The organism is Streptomyces sp. NPDC023723 (assembly GCF_040639815.1).
GTDB lineage: Bacteria > Actinomycetota > Actinomycetes > Streptomycetales > Streptomycetaceae > Streptomyces.
In genome coordinates this window covers 1-21,127 of record NZ_JBFAAP010000030.1, presented here as the reverse complement: position 1 = coordinate 21,127, position 21,127 = coordinate 1, and the positions used below count along the sequence as shown (strand labels likewise).

Sequence of the window (21,127 nt, the reverse complement as noted above, 5' to 3'; positions counted from 1 at the left end):
TGGACATCGAGTAAAGCAAGGCTTACCTAACGGCACAATGGGGTGGGTGTCCCGCACGGCGCCGACCGGCCGCCAGCGCCAGGGCGTCGAGCAGCGGAGCGGTGCGCGACCAGCCCAGGCACGGGTCGGTGACGCTGAGGTCGCGGCGGAGGGGCGCGGCGGAGAGGTCCTGCCGGCCGTCGGACAGATAGGACTCGATCATGACGCCGGCCAGGACCGGGTCGCCGTCGCCGATCCGCCGGGCCAGGTCGGCGACGACCTCCGGCTGCCGGTTGTGGTCCTTGCCGCTGTTGCCGTGCGAGGCGTCGACGACGACGCGTGCGGGCAGGCCGGCCGCCGTCAGCGCGGCGCGCGCCCGGGCGACGCCGGCCGCGTCGTGGTTCGGGGCCGGGCCGCCGCGCAGCACCAGATGGGCGTCGGGGTTGCCGGTGCTCCGCAGGACGGCCAGCCGGCCGTCCGGGGTGAGAGTCGGACAGGTGTGCGGGTGGGCGGCGGTCCGGACGGCGGCGACGGCGGTGTCCAGGGCGCCGGAGACGCAGTTCTTCATGCCGACCGGCATGGGGAGCCAGGAGGCCAGGTGGCGGTGCGGCTGGCTGGCGACGGTCCGCGCGCCGACGGCGGCCCACGACACCGTGTCGGCGAGATACGGGGCGAGCACCGGGTCGACGAACTCGTAGGCCAGGGGCAGTCCGGTGGCGGCCGCCTCGGTGAGAAAGCGGCGGCCGGTGCGCAGTCCGGTGGCCAGGTCACCGCGGCCGTCGAGCCCGGGGGAGGCGAGCAGGCCGGTCCAGCCGAGGTCGGTGCGGGGCTTCTCCAGGTAGGCGCGGAGGACGACGACCAGGTCGTCGGCGAGCCGCCGCGCGGCGCCGGCCAGCAGGTCCGCGTACTCCAGGGCGGCGGCGGGGTCGTGCACCGAGCAGGGACCGGCGATCACCAGCAGCCGCGGGTCACGGCGGTCCAGGACGGCGGCGATCGCGTCCCGCTGCCCGGCCACGGCCCGGACCGCCGCCGGGGGCAGCGGATGCGCCGCGGCCAGCTCGGCCGGGGTGGGCAGCGGGTGTGCGGCGGCCGCTTCCCGGCGCCCCGGCGGGTGGTCCTCCCGGTGGTGCGGAGAGCCGGGGCGGTCCGTGGCCGGTGCGGGTGCTGGTCCGGGGGTGTCCTCCGGGCGGTGTTCCGCCGGCGGGTCCGGGGGAGCGGGTGGCCGCCGTGTCTCCTCGTCCTGGCGGTGGTCCGTCGCCAGGTCCGCCCGCGCGGGCGGCCGGCGCGTCACGGCCGTCTCCGCGCGGCGCGCGTGCGTGGCAGTCTCGTCGCCCCGGCGGCGGCCAGCGCGCCGAGTCCGGCCACCCACCAGAACGTGTCGGAGAACGCCGCCGGGACGTCCTGGTGCCGTGCGGCCAGCCGCTCCTGGAGGAGTACGGCGAGCGCGGCGGTGCCGAGTGAACCGCCCACCGTGTTCAGCAGGTTGAGCGCCGCCGCCGCGCGGGGGATGCGGTCGGGTTCGATCCGGCTGTACACGATGTTCATCACCGGGGAGCTGATCATCGCCATCCCCACGCCGCGCACCGCCAGCGCCGCGGCCGTCGCGGCGTCCGGCAGGCCGTGGTCCAGCTGGGTGAACGGCACCGTGCCGGCCAGCACCAGCGCGATGCCGGTGAGCACCAGGGTGCGCGGCGCGACCGCGTCGATCGTACGGTTGACCAGCACCGTGCCCGCCGCCGCGCCCAGCCCCTGCGGAGCCAGCAGCAGCCCCGCCTGCCACGCGGTCAGGCCCCGGCCGGTCTGGAAGTACAGCGGCAGCAGGAACATCGTCCCGAACACCGACGCGCCCAGCACCAGCAGCGCGAGGGCGGCGGCGCCGAACGGCGGCCGGGCGAACAGCCGGGGGTCGATCAGCGGGGTGCGGCGGGTCCGCAGCCCGTGCGCCACGAAACCGGCCAGCATCGCGAGGCCCGCCGAGACGCCGGCCGCGGCGGTGCCGGGGCGGCCGTGGGCGATCTCCGTCAGGCCGAACACCAGCACGGCGAGACCGGGGGAGAGCAGCGCCGCCCCGCGCGCGTCGAACGCCGTCCGGCGCGCCGCCGGTGCCACGACCGGGACATGGCGGCGGGCCAGCAGCATCGCGGCCAGCCCGACCGGCAGGTTGACCAGGAACAGCCACTGCCAGGACGCCACGCCGAGCAGCGCCCCGCCGGCCAGCGGCCCGAGCACCGGCGACAGCAGCGGGACCACCGCGACGACGCTGATCACCCGTCCGGTGCGGGACGGCCCGGCGATCCGAGCCAGCAGCGCCTGTCCGGTCGGCGGCAGCAGTCCGCCGCCGAGCCCTTGGAGCACCCGGAAGACGATCAGGCTCGGCGCCGACCAGGCCAGCGCGCACAGCGCCGAGCCCAGCAGGAACACACCGACGGCGGCCAGCCAGACCCGTCGTCCGCCGTACCGGTCGGCCAGCCAGCCCGAGGCGGGCACCGCCGTCACCACGGCCAGCAGATACGCGGTGCTGACCCACTGGATGCCGGTGACCGAGGCCCCGAACTCGCCGGCCAGGGTGTCGATGCCGACGCTGACGATGGTGGCGTCCACCGACGCCATGAACGTACCGAGCACCAGGATGAACGCGACCCGCCACAGCCGTCCGTCGACCCGCTCGGCCGGCGTCGGGGCGGTCGTGTCCCGGCTCATCGGTGCGCCAGGAGGGTACGGACGTCGTCGTCCAGGTGGTCGGCCAACCGCGCGAGCAGGGAGAGGAGTTCGTCGGCCAGGCCGTCGGCCCGCACCCCGGCGCGGGTGGCGAGCACACCGGTCCAGGTGGCGCCGTCCGGCATGACCGTGAGGGTCACCGGATGGTGGGTGGCCTCACGGAAGCGGGTGCCGACGAGGGTGAGGCCGGGGGCGGGCGAGCGCAGCCGGTTCGGGTCCACCGGGTAGTTCTCGAACACCACCAGGCTGTCGAAGAGCCGGCGCCGCCCGGTCAGCCGCTCCAGGTCGGACAGCGCGACGTGCTGGTGCTCGGCCAGCGCCCGCTGCCCCGACTGGAGCGCGTGCAGCACGTCGGCGAGCGTGCCGGTCAGCCGGGCCCGTACCGGGACCGTGTTGGCCAGCAGACCGATGATCTCCTCGACGCCCTCCAGCTCCGGGGGACGGCAGGCGACCATCGCGCCGAAGCAGACGTCCGCGCGGCCGGACCGCCGCGCCAGCAGCACCGCCCAGGCGCCCTGCACCAGGGTGTTGCGGGTCAGGCCGCGCCGGGCCGCGAGGCGGGTCAGGCCGGTCACCAGGTCCGCGTCGAAGGTGAAGACGGCCGGTTCCCGCCAGGCCGGGCCGAGGTCCCCGCCGCCGGTCAGGTAGTCGCCCTCCGGCAGGCCCGCCAGCTCGGTGGACCAGGCGCCGGGATCGGGCTCGTGCTCCGCGCGCCAGCGCAGGTAGCCGGCGAACGGGACGGGGGCGGGGAGGTCCGGTGCCGCGCCCGTGAGCCGGGCCGTGTACAGCGCGAACAGCTCACCCAGCACCCGGGGCGCCGACCAGCCGTCGGAGAGGACGTGATGGCTGGTCAGGACCAGGTCGGCGCGCTCGGCGTGGTGGCGGATCACAGTCAGCCGCAGCAGCGGGCCCGCGGCCAGGTCGAACGGTTCGGCCAGGTCGGCGGCGAGTACGTGCTCCGCCGGACCGTCGGACACCCGGAAGTCCGGCCGCGGCGACTCGGGGAGCACCGCCAGATCCGCCGGGAAGACCGCGCCCAGGTTCGGGTGCCGGGCCATCAGGTCCGCGCCGGCCGCGCGCAGCGCGGACACCTCCAGCGGGCCGGCGAGCGAGAACACCGACTGCACGGTGTAGGGGTCGGGGCGTTCGGTGCGCGAGTGCCGCAGCATCACCTCCTGGAGCGGGGTGAGCGGCTGCACCTCGGCGGCCGGCCGGCCGCCGTCCAGCGCGCCGATCTCCGGCGCGGCGGCCAGGTCGAGCAGCGCGGTCCGCAGGTGCCCGGCCAGTTCCTCGACGTCGGCGGCGGCGAACAGCGCGGCCGGCCAGGTCAGCCGTACGCCCAGCCGGTCGTCGCGGACCAGGGCGTTGACCATCAGGGCATGCGGCAGCGGCAGCCGGCCGGTGCCGCCCGAGCCGAGCGGGTCCGCGTCCGGCGGGGCCTGCCAGGCGCTCTCCTCGGCCGGGGCGGCGGGGAACCGGCCCAGGTAGTTCCAGGACAGCTCCGGCTCGACCGGGTCCAGCAGACCGGCCGCGGTCAGGATGCCGTGCCCCAGGCCGTCGCCCTGGGCGCGCAGCCGCCGCGCGACCGCCCGCGGGTCGTCGTCGGCGTCCAGCAGCACGGGGTGGACGGCGGTGAACCAGCCGACGGTGTGGGAGAGGTCGACCTGTGGCGGGCGGCCGTGGCTCTCCAGCGCGACCAGCACCCGAGGTGCCCCGCGCCAGGCCCGGACGGCCCGGGCGAGCGCGGTCAGCAGGACCGCGTCCGGCGTCCCGCGCAGGGCCGCGGGCAGCGTCGTGACCAGGGCCCGGGTCGGGCCCTCGGCGAGCTGGAACTCGTGGTGCAGCGCGGTCGACGCGGTGTCCCGGGCGGGATCGAGCGGCCGGGCCGCGAGGCGCCGGCCAGGCACCATCCGGCGCCAGTGCGGGAGTTCGGCCCGCCGGTCGGCCTCGCGCAGCGCGCGCGCCCACCCGAGGAACGACTGCCCGTGCCGGGCCGGTGTGCCGCCCTCGTGTAGGTGCCGGAGGTCGTCGAGCAGGACCCGCCAGGAGACCCCGTCGACCACCAGGTGATGGGCGGCCAGGACGAGCCGGCCCGGCCGGTCCGGCCCGGCGTCCACCCACAGCGCGCGCAGCAGCGGACCGGTCCGCGGGTCCAGCGCGTCGCGGACGGCGGCGGTCCACGCGTCGACCAGCGGGCGGATCCGTTCCGTCGCCGCTACCCGGGTCAGTACGTCGGCGCCGGTCACCGCGCCGGGCGGCGGGACGCGCAGCACGTCACCGGTCAGGTGGGCGCGGAGTACGTCGTGCCGGGCGAGGAGGGCGTCGAGTACCGACCGCCAGCGGGTCTCGTCGCCGCCGGGCGGCACGCACACCTCCACCCACTGGCAGAACCCGTCGGCGGCGGTCCCGGCCCGGCGCAGCAGGTCCCGCATGACCGGGGTCAGCGGCGCGTCCCCCACCGCCGGGGCGTCGCCGCCGCCCAGCGGGCGGGCGCGGGCCGCGATCCCGGCCGGCGTCACCCCCTCGAACACGTCCCGCGCGCCCAGCCCGAGCCCCTGCCGGCGGGCCCGGGAGACCACCTGGAGGGAGACGATGCTGTCCCCGCCGATGGCGAAGAAGTCGTCGTCGGGGCCGATGCCGTCGTCGCCGAGGACGTCCCGGAACACGCCGAGCAGCACCGCCTCGGCCTCGGTGGCCGCCTCCCGGCGCCCGCCCACCGCCCGTTCGGGCGCCGGCAGCGCGGCCGCGTCCAGCTTCCCGCCGGGGCCCAGCGGCAGCCGGTCCAGCGGTACCAGCGCGGCCGGCACCATGTGCTCGGGCAACTGCCCGGCCAGGTACCCGCGCAGGCCCTCGGGGTCCCACTCGGCGCCGTCGACCGGGATGACGTAACCGACGAGCCTGCCCTCGCGGACGATCACCGCGCCGGCCCGCACGTCCTGATGGCGAGTCAGGACGGACTCGATCTCGCCCAGCTCCACCCGGAAGCCGCGGATCTTGACCTGGTGGTCGGCCCGGCCGAGGAAGACGAGCTGTCCGTCGGGCCGCCACCGCACCAGGTCGCCGGTGCGGTACATCCGGGTGCCCGGCGGGCCGAACGGGTCGGCGGTGAACGCGGCGGCGGTCAGCCCCGGCCGGCCCAGATAGCCGCGGGCCAGGCTCGGCCCGGCGAGGTACAGCTCGCCCGTCACACCGGTGCCGACCGGCTGGAGGCCGCCGTCCAGGACGTAGGCGCGGACGTTCGGGTCGGGGCGGCCGATCGGCGGCGGGCCGGCGTCGTCCGGGTCGTAGCGCCAGGTCACGGCGTTGATGGTGACCTCGGTGGGACCGTAGGCGTTGAAGAGCGCCCGGCGGCCCGCGCCCCAGCGGCGGGCCAGCGCGGGGTCGAGGCGTTCGGCGCCGACGACGAAGAACACGTCCGGGTCGACGGTGCGGTCGTCGGGCATCGCGGCGAGGAAGGACGGCAGCAGGTTCACGCCGGTCACCCGGTGCGCGGCGATGTAGTCGAGGAGTTCGTCGCCGGGGACCCGGACCTCCTGCGGCGCGATCACCGAGGTGCCGCCGGACAGCAGCGGCACCATCGTCTGCCAGAACGCCACGTCGAAGCCGGTCGACGCGAAGTGCAGGTAGCGGTCGTGCTCGGTGATGCCGACGACCTCCTCCTGGAGGGCGATCAGGTCGGGCACGCCGCGGTGGGTCACGCCGACGCCCTTGGGGCGTCCGGTGGTGCCGGAGGTGTAGATGACGTAGGCGAGCGCGTCCTCGGTGAGCCGGGCGCGGGCCTCGGCGGGATCGGTGGCGGGCAGGCCGGCCAGCGCCGCCGGGTCGTCCAGGCGCAGTACCGGGATGCCCCGGGCGGCGGGCAGTGCGGCGCCGGTGGTCACGGCGGCGGCCGGCGCGAGGTCGTCCAGCATGAACGCCAGCCGGTCCCGGGGATGGTCCGGGTCCAGCGGCACGTACACCGCGCCCGCCTTGACCACGCCGAACAGCGCCACCGTCATCTCGACGTCCCGGCCCAGCAGCACCGCCACCGGGTCCTGCGGCCGGACCCCGAGCCGGATCAGCGCGTGGGCCAGCCGGTTGGCCGCCCGGTCCAGCTCGGCATAGGTGAGGCTGCGGTCGCGGCAGACCAGCGCCTCGGCGTCCGGCTTGCGGCGCACCCACGCGTCGAACTCGGCCAGCCACGGCCCGCGCCGGCGCGCCGGGACCGCCCCGGTGCCGGTGCGCAGCATCCGCTCCCGCTCGTCGGGGTCGAGCAGGGGCAGCGCGAGCGCGGGCCGGTCGGGGGCGTCGACGATCTCGCGCAGCAGCCGGTGCAGCCGGCGGCCGCAGTCGCGCACCGCCGGCTCCGGGAAGGCGCGCGGCTGGTAGCCCAGGCCGAGCGTGATGGCGTCGCCGGGGAGCACGATGACGGTCAGCGCGTAGTGGGTGGCGTCGGTGATGTCGACGCCGGCCAGGTCGAGGCCGGGGGCGAGCGGGGTGCGGTCGCGGCTGGAGAGCGGGAAGTTCTCCATCACCAGCATGGTGTCGAACAGTTCGCCGACGCCCGCCGCCCGCTGGATCTCCGGCAGTCCGACGTAGTGGTGGTCGGCGAGCGCGACGCTCTCGGCGTGCACCCGCGCCAGCAGCTCCGCCGCCGTCTCGTCCTGGGTGTGGCGCACCCGCACCGGGATCGTCGTACCGAGCTGGCCGATCATCGACGCCACGCCGTCGACCTCGGCCGGCCGGCCGGACACCGGGCAGCCGAACACCACGTCGCGGCGCCCGGTGAGCCGGCCGAGCAGCAGGCCCCAGGCCGTCTGGAGCACGGTGGTCAGGGTGACGCCCCGGTCCCGGGCGAAGGCCCGCAGCCGGTCGCTGAACTCCCGGCCCAGCTCCACCGCCACCCGTTCCGGCCGCTCGACCCCGGTGCCGGCGCTCGCCGGTGCCAGCCGGGTCGCGCCGTCGACGCCGGCCAGCGCCGCGCGCCACGCGGCCAGCGACGCCCGCCGGTCCCGCCCGGCCAGCCAGCGGAAGTACTCCGCGGTGTCGGGGGCGGACGGCACGGCCGGGCCGCCGCCCAGCTCGGCGTAGATGCCCAGCAGGGCGCGGCCGACCAGCGGCATGGACCAGCCGTCCAGCAGCGCGTGGTGGTTGGTGAGGACGAGTTTGTGCTCGGCCGGGCCGGTGCGGGACAGCAGGAAGCGGATCAGCGGCGGCCGGGTCGGGTCGAACGGCCGCTCCAACTCCGCGCGGGCGGCCGCCGGGAACCGGTCGTCCCGCCGCCACTCCAGCGCCACCTCGGCGGGCACCACCTGCACCACCTCGTCCCCGGCCTGCGCCAGGTGGACGCGGAGCGCCGGGTGGCGGCGCAGCAGCTCCCGCGCCGCCTCGGCCATGCGGTCCGGGTCCAGTACGCCGTCGAGGGTGGTGACCGCCTGCACGACGTACACGTCGGCGTCCGCGTCCCGTTCGTCGCGGAGCAGGGTGTGGAAGGAGAGGCCGACCTGGAGCGGGGTGGCGGGCCAGACGTCGTCGATCCGGCCGGCCCGCTCCAGGGCGTGCACGGCGTCCTGGTCGAGGGCGACCAGCGGGAGGTCGGAGGGGGTGAGCCCGCCGACCGCGTCCAGCGCGTGTCCGGCCAGCAGGTCCAGCGCCTGCGACCAGGACTTCTGGAGCGCGGTCAGCGCGTCGGGGCCGACCACCTCCCGCGCCGCGGTCCACTCCACGGCGAGCCGGGGCGCGCCCTCCTCGTGGACGAAGCAGTTGAGCGCCAGCACCTGCTCCAGCGCCTTGGCCCCGGGTTCGAGCACCGAGAAGGCGTCCCGCTCCGGCAGCCGCCACCCGGTGCCGGACAGCGGCGCGAACCGGCCCAGGTAGTTCAGCAGCACGTCCGGCGGCGGTACGGCGCTCAGCGCGCCGGACGTGTCCGGGTCCAGGTGGCGCAGCACGCCGTAGCCGATGCCCGCGCCGGGCACGGCCCGCTTGGCCTCCTTCGCCGCGCGCAGCACGTCGCCCGCGTCACCGGCGGCCGGGACCCGCACCGGGTACTCGGCGGTGAACCAGCCGACCGTGCCGGCCAGGTCGAGGTGTTCCCGGCCGTGCCCCTCCAGGGTCACGGTCACCGCGGCACCGGCCCGGGCGGCGTCCCACTCCCGCAGCGTGAGGACGAGCGCGGCGAGCAGCACCTCGTCGACGCCCGCGCGGTAGGCGGCGGGCAGGGTGGTCAGCAGGGCCTCGGTGACGTCCGGCGAGGCGATGGTGAGCGACCGGTGGGCGGTGGCCACCGTGTCCCGCGCCGGGTCCAGCGGGCGGGCCCCCAGCCGGGTCGCGGAGTCCAGCGCGGCCGTCCAGTGGGCGAGTTCGGCCCGGCGCGCGCCGGCCGTGCCCTGTTCGGCGAGGAGCGTGGCGTGCAGCCGCCAGGACGCGCCGGTACGGGGCAGCGCGCCGCCCGCGCAGGCCGTGTGCAGGTCGGGCAGCAGGATCCGCCAGGACACCCCGTCCATCGCGAGGTGGTGCACGGCCAGGACCAGCAGGTCGGGTTCCTCGTCCGGGGTGCGGACCAGGGCCGCGCGCAGCAGGTCGCCGGCCGCGGGGTCGAGTTCGTCCGCCAGCCGCCCGGCCACCGCCGCCGCGTCCGCCCCGCGCACCTCGTGGACGACCGGCCGGACCGCGCCCGCGGGGAGCACCGCCAACTCCCCGCCGGGCCCGACGCGCAGCCGCAGCGCGTCGTGCCGGCCGAGCACCGCCCGTACCCCCGTCTCCAGGTCGGCGCGGGCGAGCGCGCCGACCCGCAGGGCGGTCCACTGGGCGTAGCCCGCTACGGCGGCCACGTCCGGGTGGACGTCCAGCAGGGTGCGCACGACGGGCGGCGCGGGCACCGGGCCGGTCGGGTCGTCGGCCGGTCCGGCGGTGTCCGCGACCGGCGTCGCGGCTGCGGCCAGCGCGGCGAAGCTGCGGCGCGCCAGCAGGTCCCGGGGCCGCAGCTCCAGGCCCTTGGCGCGCAGCCGGCTGCTCACGGTGATCGCGGTGATGCTGTCCCCGCCGAGCGCGAAGAAGTCGTCGTCCGCGCCGACCCGTGCCACCTCGAACACCTCGGCGACCGCCGCGCACAGCAGCCGCTCCCGCTCGGTGTTCGCCGCCCGTCCGGAACCGGTCACCGCGGGCGCGGGCAGCGCGGCCCGGTCCAGCTTGCCGTTGGGGGTGAGCGGCAGCGCGTCCAGCACCAGCACCGCGGCGGGCACCAGGTGGTCGGGCAGCCGCTCGGCCAGGCGGGCGCGCACCTCGTCGGGCGTGGCCGAGCCGGACACTATGTATCCGACCAGCCGGGACGACCGTACGGCCGCGGCGGCGGCGGTGACGCCGGGCAGCGCGGCCAGCGCGGCCTCCACCTCGCCGGTCTCCACCCGGTGCCCCCGGATCTTGACCTGCCCGTCCGCCCGCCCCAGGTACACCAGACCCCGGCCGGGCACCCAGCGGGCCAGGTCGCCGGTGCGGTACATCCGCGCCCCGGGCGGGCCGTAGGGGTCCGCCACGAACCGCTCGGCACTCGCGCCGGGCCGGCCGAGATAGCCGCGGGCCAGGTGCGGGCCGGCCAGGTACAGCTCGCCCACCGTGCCGTGCGGCACCGGGTGCAGGGCGTGGTCCAGGACATAGCCGCGGGTGCCGGCGAGCGGATGGCCGATCGCCGGCTCGTCGCCGGTGACCGGCGCGCTGGTGCTGTCGACGGTCGCCTCGGTGGGCCCGTACATGTTGCGGGCGGTGACCCCGGAGGCGGCGATCCGCCGCCACAGCGCGGGCCCGGTGGCCTCGCCGCCGAGGATCAGCAGGGTGGGGCGCAGGTCGAGCAGGCCGCCCTCGATCAGCGGGGCCGCCATCGACGGGGTGGTGTCCACCACGTCGACGCGGTCGCGGGCGTACGCGGCGAGCAGGGCGTCGGCGTCCCGGGCGGTCTCGGTGTCGTACAGATGGAGTTCGTGGCCGCACAGCAGCCACACCAGGTGGTCGAAGGCGGAGTCGAAGGCGAACGAGTAGGTGTGCGCGACGCGCAGCCGCCGCCCCGCGGCCCGCTCGGCCTCGGCGACGACGGTGCCCCGCTGGTGGTGCAGCAGCGCGGCCAGCGCGCCGGCCCGGCCGAGCACGCCCTTGGGGCGGCCGGTCGACCCGGAGGTGTGGATGACGTAGGCGAGGTGGTCGGGGTGGCGGGGGGCGGCCAGTTCGGCCGCCGACAGGGGGGCCGAGGGCTGTGCTTCGGCCGCCGCGCGCAGGACGTCCCACGGCAGCCCGTCGACCGCGCCCGCCGTCACCACCAGCGCCGGGCGGGCGTCGTCGAGCAGCGCGCGCAGCCGCTCGGGCGGCTGGGTGACGTCCAGCGGGAGGACGGCGGCGCCCGCGTCCAGCACCGCCAGCAGGGCGGTCAGCAGCGCGGCCGAGCGGGGCAGCGCCAGGGCCACGACGTCGTCGGGGCCGATGCCGCGGGCCCGCAGCGCACGGGCCGACCGGTGTACGTGACCGGCCAGTTCGGCCGCCGTCAGCCGGTCGGCGCCGCACACCAGGGCGGTGCGGTCCGGGGCGGCGGCGACCATCGCGTCGAACGCGTCCGGCACCGCGAGCGGCACCCCCGGCAGCGCCTCGGGCGTCCACGCGGCCGGCGGGCCACCAGCCCCGGCCAGCGGGATCCGGCCCACCGGCAGCCCGTCCAGCAGCCCGGTCAGCAGGGCCCGCAGTGCCGTCAGTTTGCCGTCGACCGCGGCCTGGTCGGTGCCGCGGGCGTCCACCTCGAAGCCGAGGTTCAGCCCCCCGTCGGGGGCGGGCAGCACGGTCAGGCCCATGTCCTCGGGCGGGCCGCCGGCCACGTTGCGCATCACGCCCTTCGCCCCGGCGAAGTCCAGCGCCAGGTCGAACGCCTTGAGGTTGATGCCGCGCCCGTGCAGCAGCGCGCCCGCGCCCGGCACCCCGAGGTCGCGGGGCAGGTCCTCGCCCCGGTAGCGCTGGTGGGCGCGGGTCTCCCGCAGGACCGCGGCGACCCGCCGGGTCAGCTCGCCGAAGTCGTCCGTGCCGCGCACGGTCACCCGCAGCGGCAGTACGTTGACCGCCATCGCCGGGGTGCGCAGCTCCACCGATTCGGTCCGGCACATCAGCGGCAGCGCGAACACCACGTCGGCGCGGCCCAGCATCCGGTGCAGGAAGGCGGCGTAGCAGGCGATCAGGGCCTCGCCCCAGGTGACGCCCGCCCGGTCGGCGCGGGCCCGCAGCCGGGCCGTCTCCTCGGGCCCGAGCACCGCGCGGGCGGTCAGCGCGGGTCCCGGCGGTCCGGCGGCGGCCCGGGTGTCGCCGAGGTCGGGCAGCGGGGTGAAGCGGTCCACCCAGTAGGCGCGGTCCTCGGCGGCCCGGTCGCTGTCCCGGTAGGCCCGGTCGGCGGCGACCAGGCCCGCCATCGTGCCGAAGGCCGGCTTCGGCGGTTCGGCGCCGCGCACCAGGGCGGTGTAGTGGGCGGCGGTACGGCGGGCCAGCATCGCCCCGCTGTAGCCGTCGATGACCAGGTGGTGGCCCATCTGCGTGTACCAGACCTCACGCTCCGACAGCCGGATGACGACCGGCGAGTACAGCGGCCGGTCCACCATCTCCCGGCATCGGCCGGCCGCCCGGGCCCGCTCGGCCTCGACCAGCTCCCGGGCCGCGGCCGCCGGGTCGGTCTCGGCGCTCAGGTCGATCACCCGGGGCGGCTCGACCGGCGTGTCGTCGACCGTCTGCCGGGGGCCCGACGGGGTGTCGAAGACCCGCAGCCGCAGGCTCTCCGCCTCCTCGTTGACCGCCCGGACGGCTTGGGCCAGCGCCCCGGCGTCGACCGGCCCGGCGCCGCGGATCTCCACCACGTCGCCGACCACGTAGTACGGCGAGTCCGGCTCCAGGCGCTGCGCGTGCCAGATCCCGCGCTGGGCGCCGGTCAGCGGGAGGAGACGGTCCGAGGGGACGCGTGCGGCGTTCAACTCACTCTCCTTGCAGCGTGGGGACGATCATCGGAGTGCCGGTCACCGGGTCGGGGACGATGACGCTGGGCAGGTCGAACACGTCCTTGACCAGCGCGGCGTCCACGATGTCCGCCGGTTTTCCCTCGGCGGCCACCCGGCCGTCCCGCATGGCCACCAGGTGGTCGGCGAACCGGCACGCCTGGTTGATGTCGTGCAGCACGGCGACGACCGTGCGGCCCTGGTCGCGCAGCCGGGACAGCAGACCGAGCAGCTGGTACTGGTGCGTGATGTCCAGGAAGGAGGTCGGCTCGTCCAGCAGCAGATACGGCGTCCGCTGGGCGAGCACCATCGCGATCCACACCCGCTGCCGCTGGCCGCCGGAGAGTTCCTGGACCGGCCGGCCGGCCAGGTCCAGGACGCCCGCGGCGGCCATCGCCTCGTCCACCGCCGCCTCCTCGCCCGCCGACCACACCGTCAGCAGCGACTGGTGCGGGAAGCGGCCCCGGGCCACCAGCTGGCGGACCTTGATGTCGTCGGGGGCGAGCGGGTCCTGCGGCAGGAAGGCGAGCTGCTTGGCCAGCGCCTTGGACGGATAACCGCCGACCTCGCGCCCGTCGAACGCCACCTGTCCCGCGTCGGGGCGCAGCAGCCGGACGAACGCCCGCAGCAGGGTGGACTTGCCGCAGGCGTTCGGGCCCACGATCGCCGTGAACGCCCCGTCGGGGAGGTCCAGGGTGAGCCGGGTGGACACCACGCGGTCGCCGTAGCGCAGGGTGATGTCGCGCGCGGTCAGCCGGACCGTCCGGCCCGTTTCCCGGGGATCCTGTGCGGTCACGCCCGCCCCACCTCCTCGCTCAGCGGTGCGGCCAGGGCGGCCCCGCGCGTGGTCGCGCCGGTCTTCGGCGGGTTCCGTGTGCTCACGCCCGCCCCACCTCCTTGGTCAGCAGCCAGATCAGATAGCCGCCGCCGAGCGCCGTGCTCACCACGCCGACCGGCAGCGCGACCGGCGCCAGCAGCGCCTGGGCGACCAGGTCGGCGCCCTGGAGCAGGACGGCCCCGGTCAGCGCGGCCGGCAGCAGCGGAATGCCGGGCGCGCCGGTCAGCCGGCGGCCGATCTGCGGGGCGGTCAGCGCCAGGAACGCGATCGGTCCGGCCACCGAGGTCACCGTCGCGGTGCAGCCGACACCGACCAGCACCATCAGCAGCCGCAGCCGGCCGAGCCCCACCCCGGTGGTCACCGCCAGCGCGTCACCGAGCGTGGTCTGGTGCACGGCCCGGGTCCGCACGGCCATCAGGGCGAGCAGTACGGCGATCACCGCGAACGGGATGCGCAGGTCGGCCCAGTCCACGCCGTTGAGCGAGCCGGCGCTCCAGCCGACCGCGGCGATCGCCACCTCCAGATCGGCGCGCAGCACGATCCACGAGTTGAGCGCGGTCACCATCGCGTTGACGGCGATGCCGATCACCACCAGCCGCAGCCCGGAGAAACCCCGGTCGGCCGAGAGCAGGTAGACCACGGCCGACACGATCAGCGCGCCCAGCAGCGAGGCTCCGGCCAGTTGCGCCGACGTGCCCGACAGCACGGTCAGGGCGAACAGCGCCCCGGTGTAGGCGCCCGCGTCCAGCCCGATCACGTCGGGGCTGCCGAGCGGGTTGCGGGTCAGGTTCTGGAAGAGCGCGCCGGACACCCCGAGCGCCGCCCCGAACACCATCCCCGCCGCCACCCGCGGCAGCCGCCACTCGGAGATGACCACCGAGTGGTCCGCCCCGCTGAGCACCGCCAGCACCTCGCCCGGGGAGGCCCAGGAGGCCCCGTAGCACAGCCCGAGCAGTCCCAGCCCCAGCATCAGGGCGATCAGCACCGCGCAGACCAGGACGGTACGGCGACCGGAGCGCACCGCGAGGGTGAGCCGCGCCGTCGCCGCGCTCACAGCGACCCCGCCCCGTAGCGGCGGACGGCCCAGATCAGCACCGGGCCGCCGAAGAACGCCGTCACGATCGCCACCGGCACCTCGCCGGTGGGCAGCAGCACCCGCGACCCGATGTCGGCGACCAGCAGCAGGACCGGGCCCAGCACCATCGAGTACAGCAGCAGCCAGGGCACCGAACCCGCCGCGAGCCTGCGCACCAGGTGCGGCACGATCAGCCCGACGAACAGCACCGGCCCGGCCACCGCCGTCGCCGCCCCGCTGAGCACGGTGATCAGCACCAGGGCCAGCGCCCGGGTCCGGGCCACGCCCGCGCCCAGGGTCCGGGCCACGTGCTCGCCCAGCGCCAGCGTGTTGAGCGAGCGGGCCAGCAGCAGCGCGCCGGCCAGCGCCGCCGCGATCGCCAGCAGCGGCAGGGTCAGCGGCGCCTGCTCCCGGCCGGCCAGCGTCCCCACCGACCAGAAGCGGTACGCGTCGAACACGTCCGGCAGCATCAGGCGCAGCCCCAGCGCGATGCCGCCCAGCACCGCCGTCAGCGCCACGCCGGTGAGCACCAGGCGCAGCGGCGAGCGCCGCCCCACCGCCATCACCAGCAGCGCGGCCAGCACCGACCCGGCGATCGAGCACAGCAACTGGCCCGCCTGCGCGCCGGCCAGGCCCAGCGCCGAGCCGACGGTGACCGCGAAGCCCGCGCCCGCGGTGACCCCGAGGATGCCGGGCTCGGCCAGCGGGTTGCGGGCCAGCGTCTGGAGCAGGGCGCCGGAGACCGCGAGCGCTGCGCCCACCGCGACCGCCAGCAGCGCGCGCGGCGCCCGGACGTCCCGCACGATCACGTGGTCGTCCGTCCCCCGGTAGTCGAACAGGGCGCGCACCACCTCGGCGGGCGCGACCCGGTGGGCGCCGACGCCGATGCTGAGCACGGCGACGACGGCCAGCAGCACCAGCCCGCCGAGCAGCAGGCCGGCGCGCGGCAACTCCCGCCCGGATGCGGCCACGTCACCGGTCCAGCAGCGGGGCGAACGACTTGTCGATCGCGGCCAGGGTCTTCAGGGCGTCGCCGTAGGTCGCGGCCTCGGTGTAGGCGATCGGGAAGGCCAGGTGCTTCTTGACCGCGGGCAGGTTCTGCCACAGCTTCGAATCCATGGCGTACTTCACCGACTCCGGGACACTGCCGTCGGGGTCGACCGAGTAGGTGATGACGTCGGCCTCGCCGAGCGAGTCGGAGAGTTCCTCGATGGACGGGTACTCGCTGACCGACTGGGAGCCGGGACCGGCCTTCTTGACCTTGCCGTAGTAGGTGGCGCCGATGTCCTGGGCGACGCTGGTGCCCCACGAGTCGCCGAACTCGCGCTGGAAGGTGCCCTTGGAAGTGTCGCCGTAGGCGCCGACGTGCCCGAACTTCAGCCCGGCCAGCGCACTTTGGTACTTCTTCTTCAGCTCCGCCGCCTTCGCCTCGTATGCGGCCTTGGTGGCCTGGTAGGCGTCGAGCACACCGGCGGCGTCGGCGTGCTTGCGGGACACCTCCCGCCACTGCGCGGGCACGGTCGGGCCGATCGCCACCACCGGGGCGATGGACTTCAGCCGCTTCATGTCGATGTCACCGAGCACGGGCGTCGGCACCCCGAGCACGATCAGGTCGGGTTCGGCCTCGGCGATGGCCTCGTAGTTGGTCTCGGCCGCCGACTCGCCCGCGACCTTGGTCAGCTTCTTGTACGTGGCCAGGTCCGCGTCGCTCATCATGGCCTCCCCGCGCTGCCACGAGGAGATCCCGACGAGCGGCGCGTCGTTCTCGATCAGCGCGGGCACCGCGTACCCGGTGGCCACCACCCGCTTCGGGTCGGCGGGGATGGTCACCTTGCCGTTGTCGGCGGTGAACACCCGGGTGGCGGCCTTGTTCCCGGAGGTGCCGGCCGGGTCGCCGTCGTCCGAGGAGGAACCGCAGGCGGTGAGCGTCAGGGCCAGGGCCAGGGCGCCGACGAGGCCCGCTGATCTGTAGGTGGACATGCGCTACTCCTTGGAATCGTGGTGCTCGTGCGGCGGCTGGTCGTCCTCGTCGTCGAAGTCGGCGACGCCGCGTTTCCAGTAGCCGGTGACGATGAAGTCGTCCCGCTCCAGCTTCAGTTCCTCGCGGACCCAGCGGCGCAGCGGCTTGATCTGCCCCGCCTCGCCCGCGATCCAGGCGTACAGCCGCTCGCCGTCGGGCACGGTCACGCCGGCCGTCACCGCCCGCGCCAGTGCCTCGCCGGTGCCCGGCGGGCGGTCGCCGCGGTGCAGCCAGGTCACCTCGATGCCCTCGGGCGCGGACAGTTCGATCTCCTCGGCGGGCCCCGCGACCTCGACGAACGCCCAGCCCCTGGCGTCCCGGGGCACCTCCTCCAGCCAGCGCGCGACGGCGGGCAGCGCCGTGATGTCCCCGGCGAACAGGTAGCGGTCGTAGGCGGGCGGCACGAACAGTCCGCCGGGCGGTCCGGCGACATGGATCACCGTGCCCGGCCGGGCCGCCTCGGCCCAGCCGGCGGCCAGCCCGCCCGGGTGCGGCGCGATGTCGAGGTCGATCTCGCCGGCCACCGGGTCGTAGCGGCGCACGGTGTACTCCCGGGACGTGGGCGAGGGGCGCGGCCAGCGCAGCAGGTCGCCGTCGGGCACCGGCAGTCGCAGCGTGCCGTCCGGATCGGGGAACAGCAGCCGTACGTGGTCGATCGGCGAGTGCGCCTCGAACCCCTCGGTGCCCGGCCCGCCCAGCGTCACCCGCAGCAGCCCGGCGCCCACCTCGGTGACGCGTACCACCCGCGTCTCGCGGACCCGGATCGGGTAGCGCACCTTCGCCGGCCGGCGGCCCGCCCGGACCTCGGCGATCCGGTCCAGGTGCCCGGGGCCGGTCCGGGTCACTGGCCGCCGCCCGTCAACAGCGCCGTCCAGTGCGCCAGTTCGGGCCGCTCGGCCAGGTCGGGCAGCTCCAGTTCGGCCGCCCCGCCGGCCCGCCAGCGCTCGACCAGGGTCATCAGCCGCACCGAGTCCAGGCCGAGGTCCCGCAGGTTCTCGTCGGGCGCGATGTCGGCGGGCGCGCAGCCGAGCAGTTCCGCGACGTCCGCGCGGATGCGGTCGGGTGACAGGGTCTGGTTCATCGGCCGGCTCCTGTGGAGAGGGGCGCCGGCCACCCGGCCGGCGCGTCGGGTGCGGTGGTCGTCGCCCCGGGAACGGTTGGGACGGTGGTCATGCCACGTCCTCCAGTCCGAGGGCACGCAGCAGGGTGCGGAACTTCGCGGCGGTCTCGGCCAGTTCGGCCTCGGGGTCGGAACCCGCGACGACGCCGGCACCGGCGAACAGCCGGACCGTCCGGTCGCACACCTCCGCGCTGCGAATGGTCACGGCCCACTCGCCGTCGCCGCCCTGGCCGCTCCAGCCGACCATCCCCGCGTAGTAGCCGCGGTCCTCGGGTTCGAGGTCCGCGATGGCCGCGCGGGCGGCGGCGGTGGGGACGCCGCAGACCGCCGGGGTCGGATGCAGCGCCTCCGCCAGGCCGAGGGCCGAGCAGGCCGGGTCCGCCGGGTCGCGCAGCCGCCCGGTGATCCGGGTCGACAGGTGCCACATGGTGGGCGTGCCGATCACCTCGGGCGCCTCCGGTACGTCGAGGCGGGCGCAGTGCTCGCCGAGCACCTCGGCCACCCGCCCGGCCGTGTAGGCGTGTTCGCCGAGGTCCTTGACGGAGGACCGGAGCCGTGCGATCCGGTCCCGGTCGACGGCGTCGTCGCCCGCGCGGGGCGCCGACCCGGCCAGCGGGTTGGCGACCACGGTGGCGCCGTGCCGGGACACCAGCAGTTCCGGACTGGCGCCCACCAGGGTGCGCGGGGCCGGGTCGCCGGGCGCGGTGACATCGGCGGCGAAGGCGTAGGCGGCCGGGTCGGTGCGCACCAGACGGGCCAGCAGCGCGGGCACCCGGACCGGGGCGGCGGCGGTCAGTTCCAGGCACCGGGCCAGCACCACCTTGCGCAGTCCGGCCCCGTCGATCAGCTCCAGCGCCCGGCGGACGGCGTCGGTGTAGGCCGCGGGGCCGGGGCGGTGGCGCACCCGCCAGCCGGTGCCGGGCTCCGGGACCTGGGCGCGGAGCCCGGCGGGGGCGCCCGCCCGCCGAACCACCGCGGGCACCAGCAGACCGGCCTCCGCCTCCGGACGGAACCCGACCGCCCCGACGACCACGGGATCGGCCAGGCCGGCCGCGGCGGCCGCCGCCAGCGCCTCGGCCGCGGCCGGCGCCCAGGAGCCGTCCGTCGAGCGGACCCGGGCCCGCACCCCGTCGGCGAGCAGCGTGCCGCGCGCCGAGGAGAAGTAGAAGGAACCGGTCAGCCAGGCCGCCAGCAGATCGGCGGAGCGGTACTCCGGGGTGGGACGCAGCAGTGCGGATACGGACACGTTGGCGAATCCTTTACTCCGGTGCGCGGGCGCATGCCACCGATCAAGACGTCCGGTGCCGAAAGCAAAGTTAGGCTAACCTAACTGGTCGGGTGTCTGGCAAGAGGGCGCAACGCGCTGTTTCTCACGAGTGGTTGAGGCTCCGTCAGGGCACGGCCCAGCCGAGTCCGTCCGCGGAGGTGACCAGTCCGCCGGGGAACAGGGGGCGCTCCAGGCTCGTCGCGCCGCCGATGGAGGCGCGCGCCTGGATCTCGTTCATGCCCTGCATCACGCCCGTCACGACCTCGGTGCCGAACAGCTCGCCCATCCGCTCGCCGCTCTCGGTGCGCGCCGGCCCGGTCCGGTCGACGGCGTCCGCCAGCTCCCGCGACGAGGCGTCGAAGCGTTTGCGGAGCTCCGCCACGTCCATCAGCGCCGACTCGCCGGAGCCGACCGCGGAGACCCCGCCGACCAGTTCCACGAAGGCGCGCAGGTCGGTGGCCTCGGCCTGGGAGACTTTGCGGGCCTGCCAGAAGTAGGAGTCCTCGCCCTGCTGCATGTCGTAGAAGGCGAGCAGGAATTCGTAGAAGACGCCGTACTCGCGGCGGTAGCGGCGTTCGAACTCGGCGAAGGCGCGCTCCTCGTCGAGGTTGCCCGACAGTGCGCTGTTGATCGAGCGGGCGGCGAGCAGGCCGCCGTAGGTGGCGAGGTGGACGCCGGTGGAGAAGACGGGGTCGACGAAGCAGGCCGCGTCGCCGACCAGCACCATCCCGGGCTGCCAGAAGCGCTCCATGGCGTAGGAGTAGTCCTTGCGCACGCGGAATTCCCCGTACGGACCCTCGGTGACCCGGGTGGCGTCGGCCAGATAGTCCTTGATCATGGGGGCGCGCTCGATGAACTGGGCCATCGCGGCCTCGGGGTCCCGTGAGAGGGTGCCGGCCTGGGAGCGGTTGACGACGGCGCCGACGCTGGTGAGGGTGTCGGTGAGGGGGATGTACCAGAACCAGCCGTCGTCCCAGGCGCAGCACAGGATGTTGCCGGAGTCCGGCGCGGGAAGTCGCTTGCCGCCCTCGTAGTAGCCGTAGAGGGCGACGTTGCGGAAGAAGTCGGAGTAGTCGCGGCTGCCGACCGTGCGGGCGAGTCTGCTGTTGCTGCCGGAGGCGTCGACGACGAACCGGGCGCTGGTTTCGTGGGGTTGGCCGTCCGAGTCGGTCCAGCGCAGGCCGGTCACCCGGTCGCCCTCGGTCAAGGTGGCTACGGCGGTGCACTGTTCGCGGACGTCGACGCCGACCCGGCGGGCGTTGTCGAGGAGGATCTTGTCGAACTTCATCCGCTCGACCTGGTAAGCGGTGGAGGTGGGTCCGGACATCAGGGGCGAGTAGGCGAACAGGAAGTTCCAGGGCTCCGGGTTCGAGCCCCAGCGGAAGGTGCCGCCGCGCTTGGGCATGAACCCGGCCCGTTCGATCTCCTCGTGCACACCGAGGAACCGGCAGATGCCGTGGATGGTCGCGGGCAGCAGGGACTCGCCGATCTGGTGGCGGGGGAAGGACTCCTTCTCCAGCAGCAGCACGCGGTGCCCGGCCATCGCGACCAGCGCGGCCGTGGTGGACCCACCGGGGCCGCCGCCGACCACGACGACGTCAGGCGATTCGGCGGTGCTCATGGGACTCTCCTCGCTGGTCTCGCGGAGGGCGCGTCACGGCCCCGAACGAGAAGTTAGGTTAGCCTAACTTTCGTGAGTGGGGGAGAGTGCGTACGGACTCAACATCCGTGCTGCTCAGGCGAGTTGAGGACCTCTCGTTACTGATCCGCCGCGGACCGCAGACCGTTCTTGCTGACCTTGCCGACGCCGGTTCGGGGGAAGGCGCCGACGAACTCGACGCGGTCGGGGACCTTGTAGTCGGCGATGCCGCGCTCGCGGACGAAGGCCCTGATGTGCGCGGCCGTCAGCGGTCCGGCGCCCTCGCGCGGGATCACATAGGCCAGGGTCCGCTCGCCGAGGAACCTGTCGGGCACGGACACCAGGGACACGTCGTGGACGGCGGGGTGGGCGAGGATGATGTTCTCGACTTCTTCGGGGGCGATTTTCTCGCCGCCGCGGTTGATCTGGTCCTTGGCCCGGCCTTCGACGACGAGGTGGCCGGTGGGCAGGCGGCGGACGATGTC

Annotated in this window: 11 protein-coding genes and 1 pseudogene; all 12 read right to left on the bottom strand. The window is 75.7% G+C overall.

Going from position 1 to position 21,127, the window contains the following annotated elements; translation table 11 throughout:
• Positions 1–22: 22 nt before the first annotated feature.
• A complete protein-coding gene (locus AB0G32_RS26490) occupies positions 23–1,270 on the bottom strand; it encodes a 3-deoxy-7-phosphoheptulonate synthase (RefSeq protein ID WP_361168182.1) in 1,248 nt (415 codons plus the stop codon).
• Positions 1,267–2,679, bottom strand: a complete 1,413-nt coding sequence (locus AB0G32_RS26485; protein WP_361168179.1) for an MDR family MFS transporter — start codon at positions 2,677–2,679, stop codon at positions 1,267–1,269. Before AB0G32_RS26485 ends, AB0G32_RS26490 begins: the two co-directional genes overlap by 4 nt.
• Complete coding sequence (locus AB0G32_RS26480; RefSeq protein ID WP_361168176.1) at positions 2,676–12,662, bottom strand: amino acid adenylation domain-containing protein; 9,987 nt, start codon at positions 12,660–12,662, stop codon at positions 2,676–2,678. The genes AB0G32_RS26485 and AB0G32_RS26480 overlap by 4 nt, the downstream gene beginning before the upstream one ends.
• 1 nt (position 12,663) lies before the next feature.
• Positions 12,664–13,479 carry an ABC transporter ATP-binding protein gene (locus AB0G32_RS26475; RefSeq protein WP_361168173.1) on the bottom strand — a complete coding sequence of 272 codons (816 nt, stop codon included), beginning with the start codon at positions 13,477–13,479 and terminating at the stop codon, positions 12,664–12,666.
• Between the two features lie 82 nt (positions 13,480–13,561).
• Positions 13,562–14,491 carry an iron chelate uptake ABC transporter family permease subunit gene (locus AB0G32_RS26470; protein ID WP_361168374.1) on the bottom strand — a complete coding sequence of 310 codons (930 nt, stop codon included), beginning with the start codon at positions 14,489–14,491 and terminating at the stop codon, positions 13,562–13,564.
• 80 nt (positions 14,492–14,571) lie between these two features.
• The gene (locus tag AB0G32_RS26465) at positions 14,572–15,567 is read right to left on the bottom strand and encodes an iron chelate uptake ABC transporter family permease subunit (RefSeq protein ID WP_361168170.1); all 996 of its coding nucleotides are present in this window, start codon (positions 15,565–15,567) and stop codon (positions 14,572–14,574) included.
• Position 15,568: 1 nt separating this feature from the next.
• Positions 15,569–16,576, bottom strand: coding sequence for an ABC transporter substrate-binding protein (locus tag AB0G32_RS26460; protein WP_361168167.1), 1,008 nt, complete (start codon positions 16,574–16,576; stop codon positions 15,569–15,571).
• Positions 16,577–16,579: 3 nt separating this feature from the next.
• Positions 16,580–17,461 carry a siderophore-interacting protein gene (locus AB0G32_RS26455; RefSeq protein ID WP_361168164.1) on the bottom strand — a complete coding sequence of 294 codons (882 nt, stop codon included), beginning with the start codon at positions 17,459–17,461 and terminating at the stop codon, positions 16,580–16,582.
• On the bottom strand, positions 17,458–17,697 hold the full coding sequence (locus AB0G32_RS26450) for a phosphopantetheine-binding protein (RefSeq protein ID WP_361168161.1): 240 nt from the start codon (positions 17,695–17,697) through the stop codon (positions 17,458–17,460). The genes AB0G32_RS26455 and AB0G32_RS26450 overlap by 4 nt, the downstream gene beginning before the upstream one ends.
• Before the next feature lie 88 nt (positions 17,698–17,785).
• Positions 17,786–18,982, bottom strand: coding sequence for an isochorismate synthase (locus AB0G32_RS26445; protein ID WP_361168158.1), 1,197 nt, complete (start codon positions 18,980–18,982; stop codon positions 17,786–17,788).
• Positions 18,983–19,127: 145 nt separating this feature from the next.
• On the bottom strand, positions 19,128–20,624 hold the full coding sequence (locus tag AB0G32_RS26440) for a tryptophan 7-halogenase (RefSeq protein WP_361168155.1): 1,497 nt from the start codon (positions 20,622–20,624) through the stop codon (positions 19,128–19,130).
• 137 nt (positions 20,625–20,761) lie between these two features.
• A pseudogene (entE, locus tag AB0G32_RS26435) lies at positions 20,762–21,127 on the bottom strand (2,3-dihydroxybenzoate-AMP ligase); the annotation flags it as partial.